The organism is Pseudomonas fluorescens (genome assembly GCF_041354075.1).
GTDB classification, from domain to species: domain Bacteria; phylum Pseudomonadota; class Gammaproteobacteria; order Pseudomonadales; family Pseudomonadaceae; genus Aquipseudomonas; species Aquipseudomonas fluorescens_CE.
Genome location: NZ_JARZGC010000030.1, coordinates 20,401 through 39,756 on the forward strand (window position 1 = coordinate 20,401; position 19,356 = coordinate 39,756).

General features: G+C 60.0%; 20 protein-coding genes. 15 read left to right on the top strand and 5 right to left on the bottom strand.

What is annotated here, in order from left to right:
- Positions 1 to 73: 73 nt before the first annotated feature.
- Both QIW53_RS25285 and QIW53_RS25290 read right to left on the bottom strand, forming a co-directional pair.
- Positions 74 to 1,126, bottom strand: a complete 1,053-nt coding sequence (locus QIW53_RS25285) for an ornithine cyclodeaminase (protein ID WP_371052294.1) — start codon at positions 1,124 to 1,126, stop codon at positions 74 to 76.
- A 50-nt stretch (positions 1,127 to 1,176) separates the two neighbouring features.
- Positions 1,177 to 2,211 carry a histone deacetylase family protein gene (locus tag QIW53_RS25290; RefSeq protein ID WP_371052296.1) on the bottom strand — a complete coding sequence of 345 codons (1,035 nt, stop codon included), beginning with the start codon at positions 2,209 to 2,211 and terminating at the stop codon, positions 1,177 to 1,179.
- A 119-nt stretch (positions 2,212 to 2,330) separates the two neighbouring features.
- Here QIW53_RS25290 and QIW53_RS25295 point away from each other — a divergent pair, with 119 nt between their 5' ends.
- The 5 genes from QIW53_RS25295 (at position 2,331) to QIW53_RS25315 (ending at position 7,476) form a co-directional block, all read left to right on the top strand.
- Positions 2,331 to 2,831 (top strand): Lrp/AsnC family transcriptional regulator, encoded by a 501-nt coding sequence (locus QIW53_RS25295; protein ID WP_371052297.1) that lies wholly within the window; start codon positions 2,331 to 2,333, stop codon positions 2,829 to 2,831.
- 177 nt (positions 2,832 to 3,008) lie between these two features.
- Positions 3,009 to 3,740, top strand: a complete 732-nt coding sequence (locus QIW53_RS25300; RefSeq protein WP_371052298.1) for a GntR family transcriptional regulator — start codon at positions 3,009 to 3,011, stop codon at positions 3,738 to 3,740.
- 132 nt (positions 3,741 to 3,872) lie between these two features.
- Positions 3,873 to 5,162, top strand: coding sequence for an MFS transporter (locus QIW53_RS25305; RefSeq protein WP_371052299.1), 1,290 nt, complete (start codon positions 3,873 to 3,875; stop codon positions 5,160 to 5,162).
- Between the two features lie 28 nt (positions 5,163 to 5,190).
- Positions 5,191 to 6,036, top strand: coding sequence for an amidohydrolase family protein (locus QIW53_RS25310; RefSeq protein ID WP_371052300.1), 846 nt, complete (start codon positions 5,191 to 5,193; stop codon positions 6,034 to 6,036).
- Positions 6,037 to 6,090: 54 nt separating this feature from the next.
- The gene (locus QIW53_RS25315; RefSeq protein WP_371052301.1) at positions 6,091 to 7,476 is read left to right on the top strand and encodes a GntP family permease; all 1,386 of its coding nucleotides are present in this window, start codon (positions 6,091 to 6,093) and stop codon (positions 7,474 to 7,476) included.
- Positions 7,477 to 7,530: 54 nt separating this feature from the next.
- Here QIW53_RS25315 and QIW53_RS25320 read toward each other — a convergent pair whose 3' ends face one another.
- On the bottom strand, positions 7,531 to 8,139 hold the full coding sequence (locus QIW53_RS25320) for a LysE family translocator (protein ID WP_371052302.1): 609 nt from the start codon (positions 8,137 to 8,139) through the stop codon (positions 7,531 to 7,533).
- 112 nt (positions 8,140 to 8,251) lie between these two features.
- Here QIW53_RS25320 and QIW53_RS25325 point away from each other — a divergent pair, with 112 nt between their 5' ends.
- Positions 8,252 to 9,115 (top strand): LysR family transcriptional regulator, encoded by an 864-nt coding sequence (locus QIW53_RS25325; RefSeq protein ID WP_371052303.1) that lies wholly within the window; start codon positions 8,252 to 8,254, stop codon positions 9,113 to 9,115.
- Positions 9,116 to 9,508: 393 nt separating this feature from the next.
- Here the strand turns inward: QIW53_RS25325 and QIW53_RS25330 are convergent, their stop codons facing one another.
- Both QIW53_RS25330 and QIW53_RS25335 read right to left on the bottom strand, forming a co-directional pair.
- A complete protein-coding gene (locus tag QIW53_RS25330; RefSeq protein ID WP_371052304.1) occupies positions 9,509 to 9,958 on the bottom strand; it encodes a hypothetical protein in 450 nt (149 codons plus the stop codon).
- 79 nt (positions 9,959 to 10,037) lie between these two features.
- Positions 10,038 to 10,952, bottom strand: coding sequence for a helix-turn-helix domain-containing protein (locus QIW53_RS25335; protein ID WP_371052305.1), 915 nt, complete (start codon positions 10,950 to 10,952; stop codon positions 10,038 to 10,040).
- Positions 10,953 to 11,113: 161 nt separating this feature from the next.
- Between QIW53_RS25335 and QIW53_RS25340 the strand changes: the two genes are divergently transcribed.
- The 9 genes from QIW53_RS25340 (at position 11,114) to QIW53_RS25380 (ending at position 19,290) form a co-directional block, all read left to right on the top strand.
- Complete coding sequence (locus tag QIW53_RS25340; protein ID WP_371052306.1) at positions 11,114 to 12,472, top strand: glutamine synthetase family protein; 1,359 nt, start codon at positions 11,114 to 11,116, stop codon at positions 12,470 to 12,472.
- Positions 12,473 to 12,622: 150 nt separating this feature from the next.
- Positions 12,623 to 13,711, top strand: coding sequence for a polyamine ABC transporter substrate-binding protein (locus QIW53_RS25345; RefSeq protein ID WP_371052307.1), 1,089 nt, complete (start codon positions 12,623 to 12,625; stop codon positions 13,709 to 13,711).
- Complete coding sequence (locus QIW53_RS25350) at positions 13,708 to 15,009, top strand: NAD(P)/FAD-dependent oxidoreductase (RefSeq protein ID WP_371052308.1); 1,302 nt, start codon at positions 13,708 to 13,710, stop codon at positions 15,007 to 15,009. Before QIW53_RS25345 ends, QIW53_RS25350 begins: the two co-directional genes overlap by 4 nt.
- Before the next feature lie 257 nt (positions 15,010 to 15,266).
- Complete coding sequence (gene relB / locus QIW53_RS25355) at positions 15,267 to 15,458, top strand: type II toxin-antitoxin system RelB family antitoxin (protein ID WP_371052309.1); 192 nt, start codon at positions 15,267 to 15,269, stop codon at positions 15,456 to 15,458.
- Complete coding sequence (locus QIW53_RS25360) at positions 15,448 to 15,717, top strand: type II toxin-antitoxin system RelE/ParE family toxin (protein WP_371052310.1); 270 nt, start codon at positions 15,448 to 15,450, stop codon at positions 15,715 to 15,717. Before relB ends, QIW53_RS25360 begins: the two co-directional genes overlap by 11 nt.
- Before the next feature lie 118 nt (positions 15,718 to 15,835).
- Positions 15,836 to 16,432, top strand: coding sequence for a paraquat-inducible protein A (locus tag QIW53_RS25365; protein ID WP_371052311.1), 597 nt, complete (start codon positions 15,836 to 15,838; stop codon positions 16,430 to 16,432).
- On the top strand, positions 16,429 to 17,079 hold the full coding sequence (locus tag QIW53_RS25370) for a paraquat-inducible protein A (RefSeq protein ID WP_371052312.1): 651 nt from the start codon (positions 16,429 to 16,431) through the stop codon (positions 17,077 to 17,079). Before QIW53_RS25365 ends, QIW53_RS25370 begins: the two co-directional genes overlap by 4 nt.
- Positions 17,060 to 18,715 carry a PqiB family protein gene (locus tag QIW53_RS25375; RefSeq protein ID WP_371052313.1) on the top strand — a complete coding sequence of 552 codons (1,656 nt, stop codon included), beginning with the start codon at positions 17,060 to 17,062 and terminating at the stop codon, positions 18,713 to 18,715. The genes QIW53_RS25370 and QIW53_RS25375 overlap by 20 nt, the downstream gene beginning before the upstream one ends.
- Positions 18,716 to 18,732: 17 nt before the next feature.
- Positions 18,733 to 19,290, top strand: a complete 558-nt coding sequence (locus tag QIW53_RS25380; protein WP_371052315.1) for a PqiC family protein — start codon at positions 18,733 to 18,735, stop codon at positions 19,288 to 19,290.
- Positions 19,291 to 19,356: the final 66 nt, after the last annotated feature.

Here is a 19,356-nt window from a genome sequence, read left to right on the forward strand (position 1 = left end):
TGACGGCGGTGGACCGACCTTGTTGACCGGGGAGCGGCCCGCCGGCGGGTGGCCGGCGGGCAGACTGCGTGGATCAGTTGGCTGCGCGCCGGTGCGCGGCTTGAGCCGGTTGCGGATCAAGCATCTGGTAGAGGTTTTTGATGTTCTGAGGGGTTGGCACGAGATGGATGTGCTCGCCGATTTGATACGCCTGTGCCAAGGCGTGCAGGTAGCGCAAGGAAGAAAAGTCCTCCAGCGCAAAGCCCACCGAATCGAACACCGTGACCTGTGCATCGTTCTCGCGCCCCGCATCCTCGCCCAGCACAATCCGGAAAAATTCGACCACGGGCGAATCGGCTTCCAGCTGCTGAATGTCGCCTTCAATCCGCGTTTGCGGCTCGAATTCGACGATGACCCGGGCGTTGCGCAGGATGTCGGCGTGCAGTTCGGTTTTGCCGGGGCAATCACCGCCGACGGCGTTGATGTGCATGCCGGGTTCGATCATCTCGGGTGTCAGGATCGTCGCGTAGGCCTTGTCGGCAGTGACGGTGGTGACGATGTGAGCGCCCTTGACCGCTTCCTGAATGGAGCTGGCCAGGATCACTTTGATCGCCGGGAAGGCGGCGAGGTTGTGCTTCAACTTGAGCGATGCGTCGTGATCGATATCGAAGATACGGATTTCACTGATGCCCAGCATTTCGTGAAAAGCGAGCGCCTGGAACTCACTCTGGGCGCCATTGCCAATGATTGCCATCGAGGTTGCACCCGGGCGCGCCAGGGACTTCGCCACCAGGGCGGAGGTGGCAGCCGTGCGCACGGCGGTGGTCAGCGTCAGTTCGCTGAGCAAGGTTGGATAGCCACTGTGGACATCGGCCAAAAGGCCGAACGCCATGACCGTCAGCAAACTCCTCTGGCCATTGTCCGGGTGGCCATTCACGTATTTGAACGAATACTGCTGGCCATCATCGGTGGGCATCAATTCGATCACACCGGCTGCGGAGTGATTGGCAGTGCGCGGCGACTTGTCGAACTGCGCCCAGCGGGCATAGTCCGCTTCGATGTAGGCCGCCATCTCGCGGATGGCCCGACGGATTCCGACCTGGTTGAACAGGCGCGCGGCATCATCGACATCGATAAAAAGAGTCATGTTGTTGTTCTCCGATTCAGTCATTGAAACCTTGTAGAGCGCTGGAAGGCTCAGGCGCGTTTGCTCTCGAAACCGTGCAGTACATTCACCGCATTGATCCCGATTTCATCGACCATGTAGCCGCCTTCCATCACGAACAGGGTGGGGCAGCCAACGCTCGCGATGAGCTCGCCGATCCCGATGAAGTCGTCACTTTCCAGCAGGAAGTGGCTGATGGGGTCGTCCTTGAACGTGTCGACACCCAGTGAAATCACCAGGACCTCAGGCGCAAACTGCTGGAGTTTCCGGCAGGCATCGAGCAGGGCGTTGCGGTAGGTTTCCCAGGTGGTGTTTTTCGGCAATGGGTAATTGAGGTTGTAGCCTTCGCCAACCCCGGCGCCGACTTCATGGCTGAACCCCGAGTAGTAGGGGTAAGACACCGTTGGCTCGCCGTGCAACGAGACGAACATCACGTCGTTGCGCGCATAAAAAATGTTCTGGGTGCCGTTGCCGTGATGAAAGTCGACGTCCAGTACCGCCACTCGTTTCGCGCCTCGAGTAATGGCCTGCTGGGCAGCAATGGCGGCGTTGTTGAGATAGCAATAACCGCCCATGTATTCACGCGCCGCGTGATGGCCGGGTGGGCGACAAAGGGCGAAGGCACTGTCGTGGCCCTCGTCGATCAGGGCCAGGCCTGTCAGGGCGATATCGGCACTGGTTTTCACCGCTTGCCAGGTGGTGGCGGTGATCGGTGAACCGGCGTCCATGGCATAGAAACCGAGCTTGCCGTCAATGAACGTCGGCACGTGCTCGTTGGCCAGATCACGCACTGGCCATACCAATGGCAAGGCATCGTGGGTGCGTCCGGTTGCGCACCATTCGGTCCAGGCGCTCTCCAGAAAGCTCACGTAGCGCTCGCTGTGCGCATTGACGTAGCACGACCGATCGAACACCCGCGGTTCGACTATCTGGCCAAGGCCGACCTGCTTGACGCGGTGATGCACGGTATCGGCCCGACTGGGTTGCTCGAACGACGGCTTGAGCACGCCGTCCTTCAATTCGGTGCCGTGGTGCAAACGGTGGGAATCACTGAAAACTGTAAACATTCTGCGCATCCGTTGATGTGAGCCGGTGGAAATATTCTGTTCCGGCTTGGTCGCGCTTTCTTTGCTTTGTTTTCGTGCTTTGTTAGATTAATCGGGCGTTTTTACCAAGGAATTGCTCCATGAAGAAAAAAACATCCAAACGCATCAGCCTGGACGAGACCGACCTGGCGATTCTTGAGTTGTTGCAGGAGGACGCGAGTATTTCCAACGCCGAACTCAGTGAGCGACTTTCGTTGAGCCTTACGCCTTGCTGGCGACGGCGCAAGAGAATGGAGGAGGCGGGGGTCATCAAGGGCTACCAAGCCAACCTGGACCGACGCATGCTCGGGCTGGATATCATGGCGTTCGTGCACATCCGCTTTTCCACCCACGCCGATCACGCCCCGGATGCGTTCGAGGCAGTGATCGCGCAATTGCCCGAGGTGCTGTCCTGCCACAAGATCACCGGAGACTCTGATTATGTGCTTCAGGTGTTGGCGGAGGATCTGGACAGCTACAGCGACTTCATCGAGCAGGTGCTCAGGCGTCAGGTCGGTATTGCGTCCATCCAGTCCAGCCTGGCGTTGCGCGAGGTCAAGACCAGCAGCCGTATCGCGATACCCAAACCGAGCAGGGACTGATCGGGCAGGGGCCCCGTAGGAAAACCTTTTCATGAACCTGTCGTGAGCCATACCTGCACTCGCCACGCAGCCCACCGCTGGTCAACCTGTCGTGACCTTGCTTGACAGATCCGTTGCCTGAGGAAATACTCGCCCCATATTCATATAGATGACTAGACAACAAGGTGAATAAAGTCGATGAATACACTGTCCAGTGATGTTCGCCTGCCGCTGTATCAGCGCCTGCGAGACCACCTGGTCGAGCAGATCGCCAATAACCGTTGGCGCCCGGGCGAGGCGATACCGACTGAAGCCGCATTGTCAGCGGAATACCAGCTCTCCACGGGTACGGTGCGCAAGGCTGTCGATTCGTTGGTGACCGAAGGTATTCTCGAGCGGCAGCAAGGCCGAGGCACCTTCATTCGCCGGCCACAGTTCCAATCCTCGCTGTTTCGATTTTTCCGTTTCCAGACCGCTGCCGGTGAACGCCAGGTGCCGGAAAGTCGCATCCTGTCCATTGAACCGGTGACTGCACCTTCGGCTGTGGCTCAAGCGTTAGGGTTGCCGGTCAACGCGCCAGTTATTCGAATAGTCCGTGTTCGACTGCTGGATGTTAAACCCGTGCTCGCCGAAGAGATCTGGTTGCCGCGGGACCGGTTTCAACCGCTGCTGGACATCGATCTGCGCGAGCAGGGGCCGCTGCTGTATCCGATCTACGAGCAAGTGTGTGGCCAGGTGGTCGCCAGTGCCGAAGAAACCCTGACCGCTGAATCGGTGAATGACGTGCATGCACGATTGCTGCACGTACCGGTTAACAGTCCGGTGGTGGTGATCGAGCGTCTGGCACGCGATTACGCCGGTGCGCCCCTGGAATGGAGGCGCTCTCGCGGGCACGCGCAGCACTTCCGGTACAGCGTGGACATTCGTTAAGCCATGCGCCTGTAACGATTGCCCGGCGGCGAGCCGGTCGCCGCCCGTTTCCTGTTTGACTGCCAAAATCGGCCCCGTAGCGGCGCGGTTCGCTCTCGGCTGCCTCATGTTCCACCGACAAGGATAAAAATCATGTTCAGCTGGTACCGCCAAGTCACTCCTCGGGAGCGCAAAACGTTTTGGGCCTGCTTCGGCGGCTGGTCGCTCGACGCACTGGAAGTGCAGATGTTTGGCTTGGCCATTCCGGCCTTGATCGCCGCGTTTGCCTTGACCAAGGGCGATGCCGGGTTGATCAGCGGCGTGACGCTGGTCACCTCGGCCATCGGCGGTTGGGTAGGGGGGACGTTATCCGACCGCTATGGCCGGGTGCGCACGTTGCAGTGGATGATTGTCTGGTTCTCGTTCTTCACCTTTCTGTCCGCGTTTGTCACCGGTTTCCATCAGTTGCTGATCGTCAAGGCGCTGCAAGGTTTCGGCATCGGTGGTGAATGGGCCGCCGGTGCGGTACTGATGGCCGAAACCATCAACCCCAAATTTCGTGGCAAGGTCATGGGCACGGTGCAAAGTGCCTGGGCCGTGGGTTGGGGCCTGGCAGTCGGCGTGTTTGCGCTGATCTATTCCCTGGTGCCACAGGACATGGCGTGGCGCGTGATGTTCGTCGTCGGGTTGCTGCCATCGTTCCTGATCATCTGGGTGCGCCGTAACGTCGAAGAGCCGGACAGCTTTCAGCGTCTGCAAAAAGAAAACGTGATCCCCCAGAGCTTCTTCAAATCCCTGGCAGGGATCTTTCGTCCTGAACTGATTCGCGTGACGCTGTTCGGCAGTTTGCTCGGTTTGGGCGCGCACGGTGGTTATCACGCGGTGATGACCTGGCTGCCTACATTCCTCAAGACCGAGCGCAACCTCTCGGTGCTGAACTCCGGTGGTTATCTGGCGGTGATCATCTTCGCCTTTTGGTGCGGATGTGTGGTCAGCGGCTTGTTGATCGACCGCATTGGCCGTCGCAAAAACATCGTCCTGTTCGCGCTGTGCTGTGTGATCACGGTGCAGTGTTATGTGTTCCTGCCACTGACCAACACCCAGATGCTGTTCCTGGGATTCCCGCTCGGTTTCTTCGCTGCCGGCATTCCGGCGAGCCTCGGCGCACTGTTCAACGAACTGTACCCCGCAGATGTGCGCGGTGCCGGCGTCGGTTTCTGCTACAACTTCGGCCGGGTGCTCTCCGCTGTATTTCCCTTCCTGGTTGGCCACATGAGCGATTCCATGTCCTTGGGGTCCGCAATCGGCATCGACGCCGGGATCGCTTATGGCGTGGCGGTGATCGCTGCACTTTGCCTGCCCGAGACCCGTGGTCGTGCCCTTGAAGCCTCGAATGCTTCAGTGCAATCCACAGTCAACGGCAATGAGCGTGCACGGGCCTGATGATCCTTACCTTTTATAGATGAACGCGATGACTGACACCTGTTCTACGCCGATCACCGGCATCGACTCCCATGCCCATGTGTTTAGCCGTGATCTGAATCTGGTCGGTACACGGCGCTATACCCCGGATTACGACGCCACGCTTGAGCAGTACCTTGCGCACCTGCACGCCCATGGTCTGAGTCATGGCGTGTTGGTGCAACCGAGTTTTCTCGGCACCGACAACAGCTACTTGCTGGGGGCGTTGAGGCAAGCGCCGGATCGGTTGCGCGGGGTGGTTGTGCTCGAACCCGGCGTGAGTCGCGCCCTGTTGAACGATATGGATCAGCTGGGCGTGGTCGGCGTTCGCTTGAACCTGATGGGCAAGGCGTTACCTGATTTTCGTGGCAGCGCCTGGAGAGAATTTTTCAGCCACCTTGCTGATCTCGACTGGCATGTCGAGTTGCATCGCGAGGTCAAGGACTTGCCGGGACTGATCGATCAATTGACACCGTTCGGTGTGAAGTTGGTGATTGATCACTTTGGTCGCCCGGATGCCAATGCGGGCATCGACCAGCCCGGGTTTTGCGAGTTACTGGAGTTGGGATCGAAAGGTTCGATCTGGATGAAGGTATCGGGAATCTACCGTTTGGGAGGTACGCCGCAACAGAACATCCATTTCGCTCGGATGGCATTGCCGCTGCTGGAACAGAGTTTCGGCCTGCACCACTTGGTGTGGGGCAGCGATTGGCCGCATACGCAGCATGAGCACAGCATCGGTTTCAGCACCGTCGTCGATCAGTTGCAAGCCCTTGAGTGTTCGACGCAGGTGACCTGTTCGTTGTTGGAGCAAGCCCCTCGAAGACTCTTCGGTTTTGTACAAGGCGAAAGCTGACCGTTACGCCTGCATTTGCAGATGACCCTTCATCTCACCCATTGAGATCCCTGCATGACTTCTTTAGATATAAACCTCTTGCTGACCGCATTGGTGAGCGTCCTGGTGCTGGTGGCGCTGATCGTGTCGCGTCTCAAGATGCACCCGCTCCTGGCCTTGCTGGTCGTTTCGGTTGGCGTTGGCTTTGCAACCAGGATGGAGCCAGAAAACATCGTATCCCACTTGATCACCGGCGCCGGAAAGACGCTGGGGGCGGTGGGGGTTGTCATCGCGCTGGGCGCGATGCTTGGCAAAATTCTGGCCGACGCGGGCGTCACCGAGCAGGTCGCCAACGTGATCCTCAAGCGAACATCGGATCGGATGATACCCTGGGCGATGATGATGGTGGCCTTTGTCATTGGCATTCCCATGTTTTTCGAAGTGGGTCTGGTGATCATGCTGCCGCTGATATTCAGCGTGGCACGCAAACTGGAAAGTCAGGCGCGCTTCAAAGGTTCAGCCTATGTCTATGTGGGTGTTCCGGTGATTGCGGCACTGGCCGCCATGCACGGAATGGTACCGCCGCACCCTGGTCCCTTGACGGCCATCGCCGCGCTCAAAACCTCGGTTGGGCCGACGATGCTCTATGGCTTCCTGGCAGCTATTCCTGCAATGATCCTGGGCGGCCCGCTGTATGGCGCATTCATTTCGCCGCGCATGAGCACTCGGCCCGATCAGGTTCTGCTGGATCAATTCACCCTCGCTGAAAAAGCCGACGGTCAACCAAACACCAGCGCATGGCTTGGCGTGCTGGCAGCCTTGCTACCGGCCATCCTGATGCTGATTCACGCCGTCGCCGAGATGCTGTTACCCAAGGGTGATGCGATCCTGAGAATGGCCAGTTTCCTGGGCAATCCTCTGATAGCCATGCTCCTGGGCGTGCTGTTCGCAGGGGCAAGCCTGGTACTGGCGCGAGGTGGCGATGCGGGCCGATTGCGCGAATCCCTGGGCACGAGCTTGAAGCCCATTGCCTCCATCATCATGATCATCGCCGGTGGCGGCGCCTTCCAGGAACTGCTGACCAGCGCGAAAGTGGGCGATGCCATCGTGCATCTGACTCAACAGTCAGCGTTCCCTCCACTGATCCTGGGTTGGTTGATCGCGATGTTGCTCTCGGTGTCCACGGGTTCTGCCACGGTCGGTATCGTGGGGGCTGCTGGCTTGCTGGCGCCGCTTGCAGGTGCTGATCCCAGCCTCAACCTGCCTCTGCTTGCCTTGTCCATCGGCTGCGGCTCGCTGTTCTTCAACTATGCGAACCATGCGGGCTTCTGGATGGTGAAGGAATCCTTCGGCATGACCATGGGAGAGGCCACGAAGACCATTTCGGTGGTTCAATCGATCGTGGCCGTGGTCGGTTTGATTGTGGTGCTGTTACTGAATGCCGCTATTACCGTGAGTTGAGTCAGGTTCTGCTCGCGCAAGCGATGAAAAGATCGCGGATGTCACGCTGATAATTCACGCATGAACGGGCAGGGCGACACCGAAGAGTACGAAGAAACCACCACAGACCTTGTTGAATCGGCGGCCAGTTCGCGCTAACCAGGGCCTTACCCGGTGCGCGGCGCTGGCCACCAGATACTCGACAAAGAACTCCACAACCGCATAAGTCAGTGCAATGGCAGCCGTCTGCACGACGATGTTTCGATGGGGATCGAGGAAGGGTGGGATAAAGGCAGTGAACAGCAGGATGGCCTTGGGGTTTGAAACGGCCGACACCAGTCCTTGTCGGAACAGCGACCAGGATCGCTGGCTTGTCGTATCGACCGTATCCAGGCTGACAGGCGCGGCGCGCCACAACCCGAAGCCCAGCCAGATCAGATAAAGCCCTCCTACCACCTTCAAGGCCGTGAACCAGGTCGCCGAAGCCTGGATGAGCGCGCCCAGGCCCAATGCACAAAGCGAAAGCACCAGCGCAAAGCCGAGCACGCCGCCCGTGATGGTGAACAGCGTTTTCCGACGCCCGTGAAGAGCACCGTGGGTCAGCACCAACAACGCATTGGGGCCCGGGACTACGGAGATGCCACAACAGGTAACCAGATAGAGCAACCAGATCTCGAAGGGCATGATCCCATCCACTGTGTGTTGATTCAGACCTGCATCCTGGGCAAGATCTGTGGCCATGAAAAGCGCATAATTTACGCTTTAGCCATTCGAATAACGAATAGAGGTCGCCGCGATGCCTGCCAGTGATTTGCAGATCGATTGGCTCAAATGTTTCGTGGCCGTGGTCGACGCAGGTTCGTTGTCCGGCGCGGCCCACGAGGTCAACCGGTCACAGTCTGCCGTCAGCATGCAGATGAAAAAGCTGGAAACTGCGCTTGGACGGCAGTTGCTCAGCCGTGGTCCGAGGCACCTGCAACTGACCGATGACGGCCAGACATTGCTGGGCTACGCACGGCGCATGCTCGCACTGCACGCTGAAACCCAAGCGGCTTTTCACGGTGAAGCGCTGACCGGGCGAATCCGCCTGGGCGTCGCGGAAGACTACGCGGCGCAGTACCTGACGCCAGTCCTCAAGCGGTTCGCACCGCGCTACGCCGGCGTGGAAATAGAACTGACCTGCGAACAATCAACCACATTGATCCCGCGAGTACGAAGCGGCGACCTTGATCTCGCCCTGGTGTCGAGGGATACACCTCAATGCGGCACATTCCTGTTCAAGGAACCGATGGTGTGGGTCGGCTCACCCCAATTCGAGCTGTGGAGACGCGACCCGGTGCCCATTGCCGTCTACGAAAGTGAAAGCCTGGCCCGGCGGTATGCCGTGAACTCACTGACCCAGCAGGGCCGAACCTTAAAGGTGGTCTACAACAGCTCAAGCCTCGCTGGCCAGGTGGCCGCCGTCGAAGGTGGGCTCGCCATCGCGGCGATCACGCAGTGCACCGTGCAAGCGTCGCTTCAGGTGCTGAGCAGCGAGCACGGTTTGGGGAGCATTGAGCCGATGGATGTTTCGATTCTGCGCAGCCGAGCTTCTCGCGGTTCGAAGGCGGTGAATGGTTTACATGCTTTTATTATTAATGCGTTGAGGCGGCAGGTGTAGTTGGGTGGGGGTTTGGGATTGGTGATTTGATGGGGATGAGGTGGGGACGCCAGGAACTGGATGAGAGCGTGAATACCTAAACACTCCGTTTAACATAATATACATTACACGTAACAACGCATTTCAATATTCCCCCGGTTACCCATGGCTTTTCACACAGCAAGTTATCCCTCAGCCTTGGTCCTCGTTCATTTGTTCAATCAACGCCGAATGCTCGGGAAACGCCTTTCCAAGCTTTTCCCTGTTGCCCAATTGCATGTCCGCAAAATCGAACCCTGGCTACACCGCGTCGTTGACCAACCGGTAATCACGTTGCTGCCCATCACGATGGTCTTCAAGATGCTGCACGGGTCGTTCCTGGTAGCGTCATTGCCGGTGACCATACAGCCTCGCTCAAGGATTGACCTGATACCCCTTGCCTTGCAAACAACCGCTGTACGCGGTCGCACTGGCGGCCTCGTTGCTGTTGCGTTGTGCCCGGCGTTCCTGGCGTTGACGTGAGCCACCGACCACGGCGCCCGCAGCGGCGGTCTGCCTGGCGCGGTCCTGGCGATAATCCTGTTTGGTGTCGTCATCCACACGATCATAAAACTCGTCGTGCTGGCGTCCGCGTATCTGTGCGGCGGTCGCGCCGGCGGCAGCGCCTGCCGCAGCGCCCTTGACCCGGCCTCCGGACGGTGTCGATGAGGTGGTTTGGCCGGCCGCGATGTTCTGGCACTCGGTGATATCGGTCTGGGTCTGTTGCGTGCTTTGACCCTTCAGGGGCACGACCGACTGGGCCCATCCTTGAGGGGCGACAACCGCCAGCGCGACACACAGGCCAAGGGAAGACAACCTGTTCATGATGACCTCCGGGCAATGGGCAGCCATCAAGAGTGTAGATCAGGGTGACTTGCCCTCCCTCGCCAAGGGACTGACGGCCTTATTTTCGCTGCCGGCCCGTGCGCTTCAGCGTTTCACTCGGCAGCTCCTTGAACAGCGAGTAATAGCTGCTGGAAAACCGCCCCAGGTGCCAGAACGACCACTGCATCGCCACTTCGGCCACGGTGGTTTGCAGCGGCGAGCTGTTGAGCAATGCCCGGTGGGCGCTGTTGAGGCGGCGCAGGCGCAGCCAGTGGGTCGGGGTCATGCCGGTGTAGGCCTTGAACGCATGCTGCAACTGGCGCAGCGACACTCCGGCAACCTGGGAAAGCTCCAGCAGGTTGAGGGTCTCCTCAGGGGAATCGGCCGCCCATTCACCGATGCGTTTCATCACCGCGCGCTCTTCGGTGCGACGCTGCAAGCCGCCACGATCCAGGCAGATGCACGCGTTATCGAGGATGTACAGGCAGTCTTCGAGCAACTGTTGCGTCAGCGCTTCCTTGCTCGGTGGATCCAGGGTTTGTGCCAATCGGGTCAGGGTTCCGCTCAGCCAGCGGCTGAACAGCGCGTTCTGCCCCGAGTTCAGCGGCGCCATGAACAAGCCTTCCAGCCGGGCGACATTCAGGCCGTGGCGCTGGACAAACGCCGGCCCGAAGACCACGGCAATTTCCTGGTAGTTCTCCGGGGTGATCCAGATGTTGCGGCTTTCTTCATTGAGCACGTACAGAGCGTTGTCGCTGCGATCGAAACAGAACGCCAGCGCCCCTTCGGGCGCGCTGAAATTCTGCTCGACCCGGGTGTTCATGTGTTCTTCGTAGACTTCCACGCCCTGCAGGTCGAGGTAGCGCACCCGCCCGGCGAAATGCCCCGGTGACATCTGCTGGTAATGCTGGACCCAGCCCGGCGTGGCGCGGATCTGCTCGGCCACGTCGGCGGTATCGAAGGCTTGGACCTGTATGGGATTGCACGCTGTCATGGGTGACCTTACGCACTCGTTTGGTGCGTTTTGGTGCTGCTGAAAGTGGATAGATGGAACCTTGAGGCTCGCCCAAGATAGTCGTCAACGCGTCTCAGGGGAAGTGTGCGGCAGATGAAACCGCCCTCCCCGGCGTTAATAAAACCAACAACGAGGTCTTTATGAATGTCCCTTTCGATCAGCTGCTGACGTGGCTGAAAGATCACAAGATTACCGAAGTCGAGTGCGTCGTCAGCGACCTGACCGGCATTGCACGCGGCAAAATCGCGCCCACCAACAAGTTCCTGCATGAGCGAGGCATGCGCCTGCCGGAAAGTGTGCTGTTGCAAACGGTAACCGGGGACTTCGTCGACGACGACATCTACTACGACCTGCTCGACCCGGCCGACATCGACATGGTCTGCAAGCCGGTTTCCGATGCCGTGTATGTAGTGCCATGGGCCATCGAGCCGACCGCCATCGTGATTCACGACACCTTCGACAAGTTCGGCAACCCCATCGAACTGTCGCCGCGCAACGTGCTGAAGAAAGTCCTGCAGCTGTACACCGATAAGGGCTGGAGGCCGATTGTCGCGCCGGAAATGGAGTTCTACCTGACCCAACGCTGCGAAGACCCGGACCTGCCCCTCAAGGCACCGCTGGGCCGTTCGGGCCGTGCGGAAAGCGGGCGTCAATCGTTTTCCATCGACGCCGCCAACGAGTTCGATCCTCTGTTCGAGGACGTCTACGACTGGTGCGAGCTGCAAGGCCTGGACCTGGATACGCTGATCCACGAAGACGGCCCGGCCCAGATGGAAATCAACTTCCGCCATGGCGATGCGCTGGACCTGGCTGACCAGATCACCGTGTTCAAGCGCACCCTGCGCGAAGCCGCGCTCAAGCACAACGTCGCGGCGACCTTCATGGCCAAGCCGATTGGCGACGAGCCGGGCAGCGCCATGCACATTCACCAGAGCGTCGTGGACATCGCCACCGGCAAGCCGATCTTCGCCGATGGCGACGGGCAAATGAGCGAACTGTTCCTGCATTACATCGGTGGTTTGCAGAAATACATCCCCAAAGTGCTGCCGATGTTTGCGCCGAACGTGAATTCGTTCCGCCGCTTCCTGCCGGACACCTCGGCACCGGTCAACGTCGAATGGGGCGAGGAAAACCGCACCGTGGGCCTGCGTGTCCCCACTTCCAGTCCCGAGGCGATGCGCGTGGAAAACCGCTTGCCGGGTGCCGACGCCAACCCGTACCTGGCGATTGCCGCCAGTCTGTTGTGCGGCTACATCGGCATGGTCGAGGGCATCGCCCCGAGCGCGGCGGTCCAGGGTCGTGCCTATGAGCGTCGCAATCTGCGGCTGCCGATCACCATCGAAGAAGCACTGACCCAGATGGAAGAATGCGTGACCATCGAACGTTATCTGGGGAGCAAGTTTGTCCGCGGTTATGTCGCGGTCAAACGGGCCGAACACGAGAACTTCAAGCGGGTGATCAGCTCCTGGGAACGTGAGTTCCTGTTGCTCAGCGTCTAACCCCGCGTAGCCCTCGACGGCTGCTCCGCGAACACGCCCGCTCCCACATTGACAATGCAATTCCCTGTGGGAGCGAGCCTGCTCGCGATGGCGCTCGCCATTACACCAAAGCATCACCTGAAAAAACCAACAACTCGAAGAGGTGTCGACATGCGTCTATTGAAATCCGTTGTTCCGGCCACGCTGGCCGTGCTGTTCAGTGCCATTGCGCACGCCCAGCCACAGGTCAGCGTTTATAACTGGACCGATTACATCGGCGAAACCACCCTCGCCGACTTCCAGGCCAAATCCGGGATCAAGGTGATCTACGACGTCTTCGATTCCAACGAAACCCTCGAGGGCAAGCTGCTCGCCGGCCGTACCGGGTATGACGTGGTGGTGCCGTCCAATCACTTCCTCGGCCGTCAGGTCAAGGCCGGCGCGTTCCTCAAGCTGGATCGCGAACAGCTGCCGAACTTCAAGAACCTTGACCCGAAACTGCTGGCATTGCTGGAGCAGAACGACCCGGGCAACCAGCATTCGGTCCCCTACCTGTGGGGCACCAACGGCATCGGATACAACGTGGACAAGGTCAAGCAAGTGCTGGGCATCGACCACATCGATTCCTGGGCCGTGCTGTTCGAGCCGGAAAACATCAAGAAACTCGGCCAATGCGGTGTGTCGATGATGGACTCGCCGGATGAAGTGTTCCCGGCCATCCTTAACTACATGGGCATGGACCCACGCAGTGAAAAAACCGAGGACTATAAGAAAGCCGAAGCCAAGCTGCTGAGCATCCGGCCCTACGTCACCTATTTTCACTCGTCCAAGTACGTGTCGGACCTGGCCAACGGCGACATCTGCGTGGCCTTCGGTTACTCCGGCGACGTGTTCCAGGCCGCCAACCGCGCCAAGGAAGCCAATAACGGCGTAAACATCGCCTACGCCATTCCCAAGGAAGGCAGTAACCTGTGGTTCGACCTGCTGGCCATCCCTGCCGACGCCAGCAACCCGAAAGAGGCCCACGCCTTCATCAATTACCTGCTCGACCCGCAAGTGATCGCCAAAGTCAGTGCTTCTGTCGGCTACGCCAACCCGAACCCGGCGGCCAAGCAGTACATGGACGCTGAGCTGGTCAACAATCCCGAGGTTTACCCGCCTCAGGACGTGCTCGACAAACTCTACATTTCCACCACCCCGCCCCAGGCGATCATGCGTCTGATGACCCGCTCCTGGAGCAAAGTGAAGTCGAACAAATGAATCAGTACACCCAGGAACATGCCCACTCCTATTACGCGGCCTCGGCCAATGGGCTGGCCTCCTTCCCTGCGCTGACCGACGACCTGGTGGCTGACGTTTGCGTGATCGGCGGTGGCTTCACCGGTGTCAACACCGCCATCGAGTTGGCACAACGCGGCCTCTCGGTGATCCTGCTGGAGGCCCGGTGCATTGGCTGGGGCGCCAGCGGGCGCAACGGCGGGCAACTGATTCGTGGTATCGGGCATGACGTCAGCGGATTTGCCAAACACATCGGCGCCGAAGGCGTGCGCTACTTGGAGCGCGCCGGGGTCGAGTCGGTGGAATTGGTCGGCCAGCGCATTGGCGAGCACGGCATCGACTGCGATCTGCGCTGGGGCTTTTGTGAGTTGGCCAACACCCCGGCCCAGTTCGCAGCGTTCAAGGGCGAGCAGCAGCATCTGGCCGAGACCGGTTACGCCCATGAAACCCGCCTGGTCGACCCGGGCCAGCTTCGCGAGCAGGTGGTGGATTCCGGTGTTTACGCCGGAGGCCTGATCGACATGGGTTCCGGGCATCTGCACCCGTTGAACCTGGTGCTGGGCGAAGCGCGCGTGGCCCAGGCCCTCGGCGTGCAGATCTTTGAACAAAGCCCGGTGCTGGAGCTGATCCACGGCAGTACCGTGCAGGTGCGCTGTGCTTCAGGGACCGTCCGCGCCGGCAGCCTGGTGCTGGGGTGCAATGCGCACCTGGATGAACTGGAGCCCAAACTCAGTGGCAAGGTGCTGCCGGCGGGCAGCTACATCATCGCCACCGAGCCCTTGGCGCCAGACGTCGCGGCCCGACTGATCCCGCAGAACCTGGCATTGTGCGACCAGAAAGTCGGCCTGGATTACTACCGGCTCTCGGCAGACCGGCGCTTGCTGTTCGGCGGTGCCTGCCACTACTCCGGGCGTGATCCGGCGGACATCGCCGCCTACATGCGTCCGCAGATGCTCAAGGTGTTCCCGCAACTGGCCGATGTGCGGATCCAATACCAATGGGGCGGCAAGATCGGCATCACCGCCAACCGCTTTCCCCAGGTCGGTCGCCTGCGCCAGCACCCCAACGTGTATTACGCCCAGGGTTACTCCGGTCACGGGCTGAACGTGACCCACTGGTGCGCGAAACTGCTGGGTGAAGCGATTCACGCCGGTCACAGCCAGGGCTTCGATGTGTTCAGTGCCGTGCCGCACATGACCTTCCCCGGCGGCCCGATGCTGCGCTCTCCCCTGCTGGCGCTGGGGATGCTGTGGTATCGGGTACGTGAAGTGCTGGGCTGATTGCAGGTGCTGATCGTTCTTACGCAGCGAAGAGCGAGCAGTCCTACGGAAAATGAACATCTGCAGCGCATTCAGGGAATGCTTCCGACGCCTTTTGCAGGTTGTCCGTCGGAAGCGTGGGGCTTAGCGTGGTGACTTTCTCCAGAGGCGAAATCACCATGAACGAAAGATGCGATATACCTGCCCAACAGTCCGGACAATCACGACAAGTAACGCGATACCGCATAGACTGGCCGGCAACTCACCCGGAGGTCCCTATGTGCCCCCAGCGTCCGCCGTTTGACTCCGACTTCGAAACCGAAGAGCAGGCAGCCAGCTATGACCGTTGGTTCCGCGCCAAAGTCCAGGCATCACTAGACGATCCCCGGCCCAGCATTCCACACGATCAAGTGATGGCTGAAATGCACGCTCTCATCGAGTCCAAGCGCCACGGGCGCGATGCGGATTGAATGGCGGCCCGAAGCACGGGCTGATTTGAAGCAACTCATCAACTACATCGCCGACCGCAACTTGCCAGCCGCCATCGAATTGAATCAGGCCATCCATGCAGCCGCGTCCACAGTTTCGAAACATCCTCACCTCTACAGGACAGGTCGAGTCAGGGGCACGCGAGAAATCGTCGCGCATGCCAACTATCTGTTGGTTTACCGGGTGACGGACCAGATAGAGATCCTCAACGTGTTGCATGCCAGGCAGGAATATCCCTGAGCCAACAGACATATCGCCCGCATCCAGGCCGCCTTCAGCCTTTCGATTTGCTCAATCCCAAGTCACTTCTATATTGAGTAGGTGCTCTGACCTCCCTGTCTCCCGGCGAGTGCGCCCTATGGTTTCGACCGACCAACTGATCATCTGCGAGCACTGCGACTGCGTGTACCGGAAAACCACGCTCGCCAAACATCAGAAAACCCTGTGTACCCGCTGCGGCGGCGTGCTCCAGCGTTACAACGGCCTGGCGGTGGAGCAGCGCCTGGCGCTGACCGTTACGGCATTGATGTTATGGATCTTTGCCAACTGCTACCCGGTCATGAGCATCAGTCTCAAGGGTCTGAAAAACAGTGCGACGCTCTGGGACTCGGTGCTGGCCCTGAGCCTGGGGCCGATCACCTTTATCGCCCTGGTGGCCGCCATCGCCATGATCATTGCACCCGTGATCCAGTTGTTGCTGCTGATCTGGGTCCTGGGCTATGCCCTCACCGGCCGCCGCTCGCCGGGTTTCAGCTTTTGCATGCGCTGGCTGGAGACCCTCAGGCCCTGGAGCATGCTGGAAGTCTGCCTGCTGGGCGCGATGGTCGCGGTGATCAAGCTGGCCGGGTTACTCGATGTGCTGCCGGGTATCGGCCTGTTCGCCCTGGCGATTCTCAGCCTGATGATGATCCGTATCGCCGGGCGCGATGTCCGCGATCTGTGGGACCTGCCATGAGCACGCCGCCGTTGGCCGCCGAGCTCAACCTGTGCCTGTGCCACAGTTGCGGCCTGGCCTGTGACATGACCGACGAACCCCATGAATGCGTGCGTTGTGGCGCGCCGCTGCATCGACGCAAGACCAATGCCTTGACCCGCACCTGGGCCTACCTGCTGACGTCCCTGGTGTTTTACATCCCGGCCAACCTGTTGCCGGTGATGAACACCAAAATGGTCGGCAACGGCGCCGACAGCACCATCATGAGTGGCGTGCTGGAATTCTGGGAGGCCGGCGCCTGGGACATCGCCCTGATCATCTTCATCGCCAGCATCGCCGTGCCCGGCCTGAAGTTCGTGGTCCTGACCCTGTTGCTGGTGACGGTGCAACGCAACAGCGAGTGGGCACGCAAGGAGCGTTCGAAGCTGTACCGCTTCGTCGAGGTCATCGGTTACTGGTCGATGCTCGACGTGATCGTGGTCGCGCTGGTGGCCTCGCTGGTGAAGTTCGACGCCCTGGCGGACATAGAACCACGCACGGGCATCCTGTTTTTTGGTCTGGTGGTGGTGTTCACCATGCTCGCGGCAATGAGTTTCGACCCTCGGATGATCTGGGATACCCCACATCCGGACAATCAGGAGGTCATGGATGAATTCGCCAGTCTCTGACGGGCCGCAAGCCCCCGGGCAGGCCCCGATCAAGACCCGACGTTTTGGCGTGTCGCTGGTGTGGATCGTGCCCATCGTCGCCGTGCTGGTGGGTATTTCCCTGGTGGTGCACAGCATCCTGCAGGAAGGCCCGACCATCACCGTAACCTTCAAGACCGGCAGCGGCCTGACCGCCAACAAGACCGAGGTCAAGTACCGCAACGTGGTGATCGGCCATGTCTCGGACGTCGCGCTGAGCGACGACCAGAAGAGCGTCAACGCCACTATCAAATTGGTCAAGCAGGCTGAAAGCTTCACCCGCAAGGATTCGCAGTTCTGGGTGGTGCGACCCCGCATCGGCGCCGGCGGCGTGTCGGGCATCGATACCCTGCTGTCCGGCGACTACATCGGCGCCGACATCGGCCAGGACAACGCTCGCGCCAAGCACTTCACCGGCCTGGAGAACCCACCGCCCATCACCTATGGCGAGCCGGGCAAGCGGTTCACTCTTCACACCCAGGACCTGGGATCGCTGGATATCGGCTCACCGGTCTATTACCGCAAGATTCCGGTCGGCCAGGTGGTCGCCTACGCCCTGGACGCCGATGGCAAAGGGGTGAACATCGAGGTGTTCATTCATTCGCCCAACGACGCCTACGTCACCGACAACACCCGGTTCTGGAACGCCAGCGGCATCGATGTGAATGTCGGCGCCAACGGTTTTGCGGTGAAAACCGAGTCGCTCTCCGCCCTGCTGGTCGGTGGCATTGCCTTTCGCGCGCCGGAATACAGCCCCAATGATGCGCCGGCAGCCGAGGAAAAGACTTTCGATCTGTTCGAAGACCAGCAGACCGCCCTCGCCCCGCCTGCCGGCAAGGCGCAATACCTGGTGCTGCGTTTCGACCAGGCCTTGCGCGGGCTCAAGGTGGGTGCACCGGTGGAATTCCTCGGCGTCGAGTTTGGCCGGGTGGTGTCGGTCAACCTGGATTTCGATGCCGAAAAACGCAGCTTTCCGGTCAATGTCGGCATCCTGATCTACCCGCAGCGCCTCGGTCAGGCCCACGTCAAAATGCTCAAGGTGCTCAATCACGATCCGGAGGACGAAGCCGCCGGCATTCGGCTGATCGGCACCTTCATCGACAATGGGCTGCGCGCCCAGGCCCGCAGCGGCAATCTGCTCACTGGCCAGCTGTACATCGCGCTCGATTTCTACCCCAAGGCCGAGAAGGTCGCGTTCGACCCGACGGCTCGCCCCCCTTCCATTCCCACCCTTCCCGGCAGCCTCGAACAGTTGCAGGAAAAGCTCGAAGGCATGGTCAACAAGATCAACCAGTTGCCCATCGAACGCATCGCCAGCAACCTGGACAGCAACCTGGTGGAGTTGCGCAAGGGGCTGGTGCAGTTCAACGGCAAAACCCTGCCCGGCGTGCAGGCCACATTGGGCGACGTCAGCAAGACCCTGCAATCGGCCACTTCAACCCTGGCCGAAGACTCACCGCAACGGGAACAGTTGACCCAGACGCTGGAGGAACTCGGACGGATGTCACGCTCGTTGCGTGAGCTCTCGGATTATCTGGGCCGACACCCCGAGTCGCTGATTCGCGGGCGTCCGGACAATGCTGCGCCACTGGACCTCAAGGGGCCGCCGCGCAACTGACCACAGGAGCATGATCGATGGTTTTTTCCCGGAAATTCACCCTGCTCGCGGCCTTGCTGCTGCTCGCGGCCTGCCGCAGCGACCCGATTCAGTTCCACACCCTGACGCCCGCACAATTGAGCGGCGCTTCGAGGTCCGCTGGCACCGACATCGAGATCGAAAGCATCAGCGTGCCGCCCCAGGTCGACCGAGCACAAATCGTCATTCGCCAGGGCAACAGCGGCCTGGCCATTCTGGAGACGCAATGGTGGGGCGCCAGCCTGACGGACGAACTGCGCAGTGCACTGGTCGATCAACTGGCGCCTCACCCTTCGCGCAGCAGAATGTCGGTACGCCTGGATGTCCAGCGCTTCGATTCCATCCCGGGCCAGTACGCGCTGATCGATGTGCAATGGCGCCTGCGCAGCCTCAGCAGCGGCGATCAGGCGCTGCTGACCTGTCACAACACCCTGAAAACCCCTTCCGGGCCAGGCATCGATGAATTGGTGACCGCGCAACAGAACAACGTCAGGCAGCTCGCAGCGCTGATCAACAAGGCGGCCGATGGTCCTCGCGGAGTCTGTCCTGAGAACTGACACCACTGGCTCCATGTTCGAGGAGGGCATGAGCCATCACGAAATTTGACCCTTTATTTGACGATA

Excerpts from the sequence above, each read along its gene's own strand:
- QIW53_RS25345 (WP_371052307.1), top strand. The coding sequence starts at position 12,623 with ATGCGTCTATTGAAATCCGTTGTTCCGGCCACGCTGGCCGTGCTGTTC.
- QIW53_RS25310 (WP_371052300.1), top strand. The coding sequence starts at position 5,191 with ATGACTGACACCTGTTCTACGCCGATCACCGGCATCGACTCCCATGCC.
- QIW53_RS25290 (WP_371052296.1), bottom strand. The coding sequence starts at position 2,211 with ATGTTTACAGTTTTCAGTGATTCCCACCGTTTGCACCACGGCACCGAA.
- QIW53_RS25365 (WP_371052311.1), top strand. The coding sequence starts at position 15,836 with ATGGTTTCGACCGACCAACTGATCATCTGCGAGCACTGCGACTGCGTG.
- relB (WP_371052309.1), top strand. The coding sequence starts at position 15,267 with ATGTGCCCCCAGCGTCCGCCGTTTGACTCCGACTTCGAAACCGAAGAG.
- QIW53_RS25305 (WP_371052299.1), top strand. The coding sequence starts at position 3,873 with ATGTTCAGCTGGTACCGCCAAGTCACTCCTCGGGAGCGCAAAACGTTT.
- QIW53_RS25330 (WP_371052304.1), bottom strand. The coding sequence starts at position 9,958 with ATGAACAGGTTGTCTTCCCTTGGCCTGTGTGTCGCGCTGGCGGTTGTC.
- QIW53_RS25360 (WP_371052310.1), top strand. The coding sequence starts at position 15,448 with ATGCGGATTGAATGGCGGCCCGAAGCACGGGCTGATTTGAAGCAACTC.
- QIW53_RS25285 (WP_371052294.1), bottom strand. The coding sequence starts at position 1,126 with ATGACTCTTTTTATCGATGTCGATGATGCCGCGCGCCTGTTCAACCAG.
- QIW53_RS25350 (WP_371052308.1), top strand. The coding sequence starts at position 13,708 with ATGAATCAGTACACCCAGGAACATGCCCACTCCTATTACGCGGCCTCG.
- QIW53_RS25375 (WP_371052313.1), top strand. The coding sequence starts at position 17,060 with ATGAATTCGCCAGTCTCTGACGGGCCGCAAGCCCCCGGGCAGGCCCCG.
- QIW53_RS25335 (WP_371052305.1), bottom strand. The coding sequence starts at position 10,952 with ATGACAGCGTGCAATCCCATACAGGTCCAAGCCTTCGATACCGCCGAC.
- QIW53_RS25325 (WP_371052303.1), top strand. The coding sequence starts at position 8,252 with ATGCCTGCCAGTGATTTGCAGATCGATTGGCTCAAATGTTTCGTGGCC.
- QIW53_RS25340 (WP_371052306.1), top strand. The coding sequence starts at position 11,114 with ATGAATGTCCCTTTCGATCAGCTGCTGACGTGGCTGAAAGATCACAAG.
- QIW53_RS25320 (WP_371052302.1), bottom strand. The coding sequence starts at position 8,139 with ATGCCCTTCGAGATCTGGTTGCTCTATCTGGTTACCTGTTGTGGCATC.
- QIW53_RS25315 (WP_371052301.1), top strand. The coding sequence starts at position 6,091 with ATGACTTCTTTAGATATAAACCTCTTGCTGACCGCATTGGTGAGCGTC.
- QIW53_RS25300 (WP_371052298.1), top strand. The coding sequence starts at position 3,009 with ATGAATACACTGTCCAGTGATGTTCGCCTGCCGCTGTATCAGCGCCTG.
- QIW53_RS25295 (WP_371052297.1), top strand. The coding sequence starts at position 2,331 with ATGAAGAAAAAAACATCCAAACGCATCAGCCTGGACGAGACCGACCTG.
- QIW53_RS25370 (WP_371052312.1), top strand. The coding sequence starts at position 16,429 with ATGAGCACGCCGCCGTTGGCCGCCGAGCTCAACCTGTGCCTGTGCCAC.
- QIW53_RS25380 (WP_371052315.1), top strand. The coding sequence starts at position 18,733 with ATGGTTTTTTCCCGGAAATTCACCCTGCTCGCGGCCTTGCTGCTGCTC.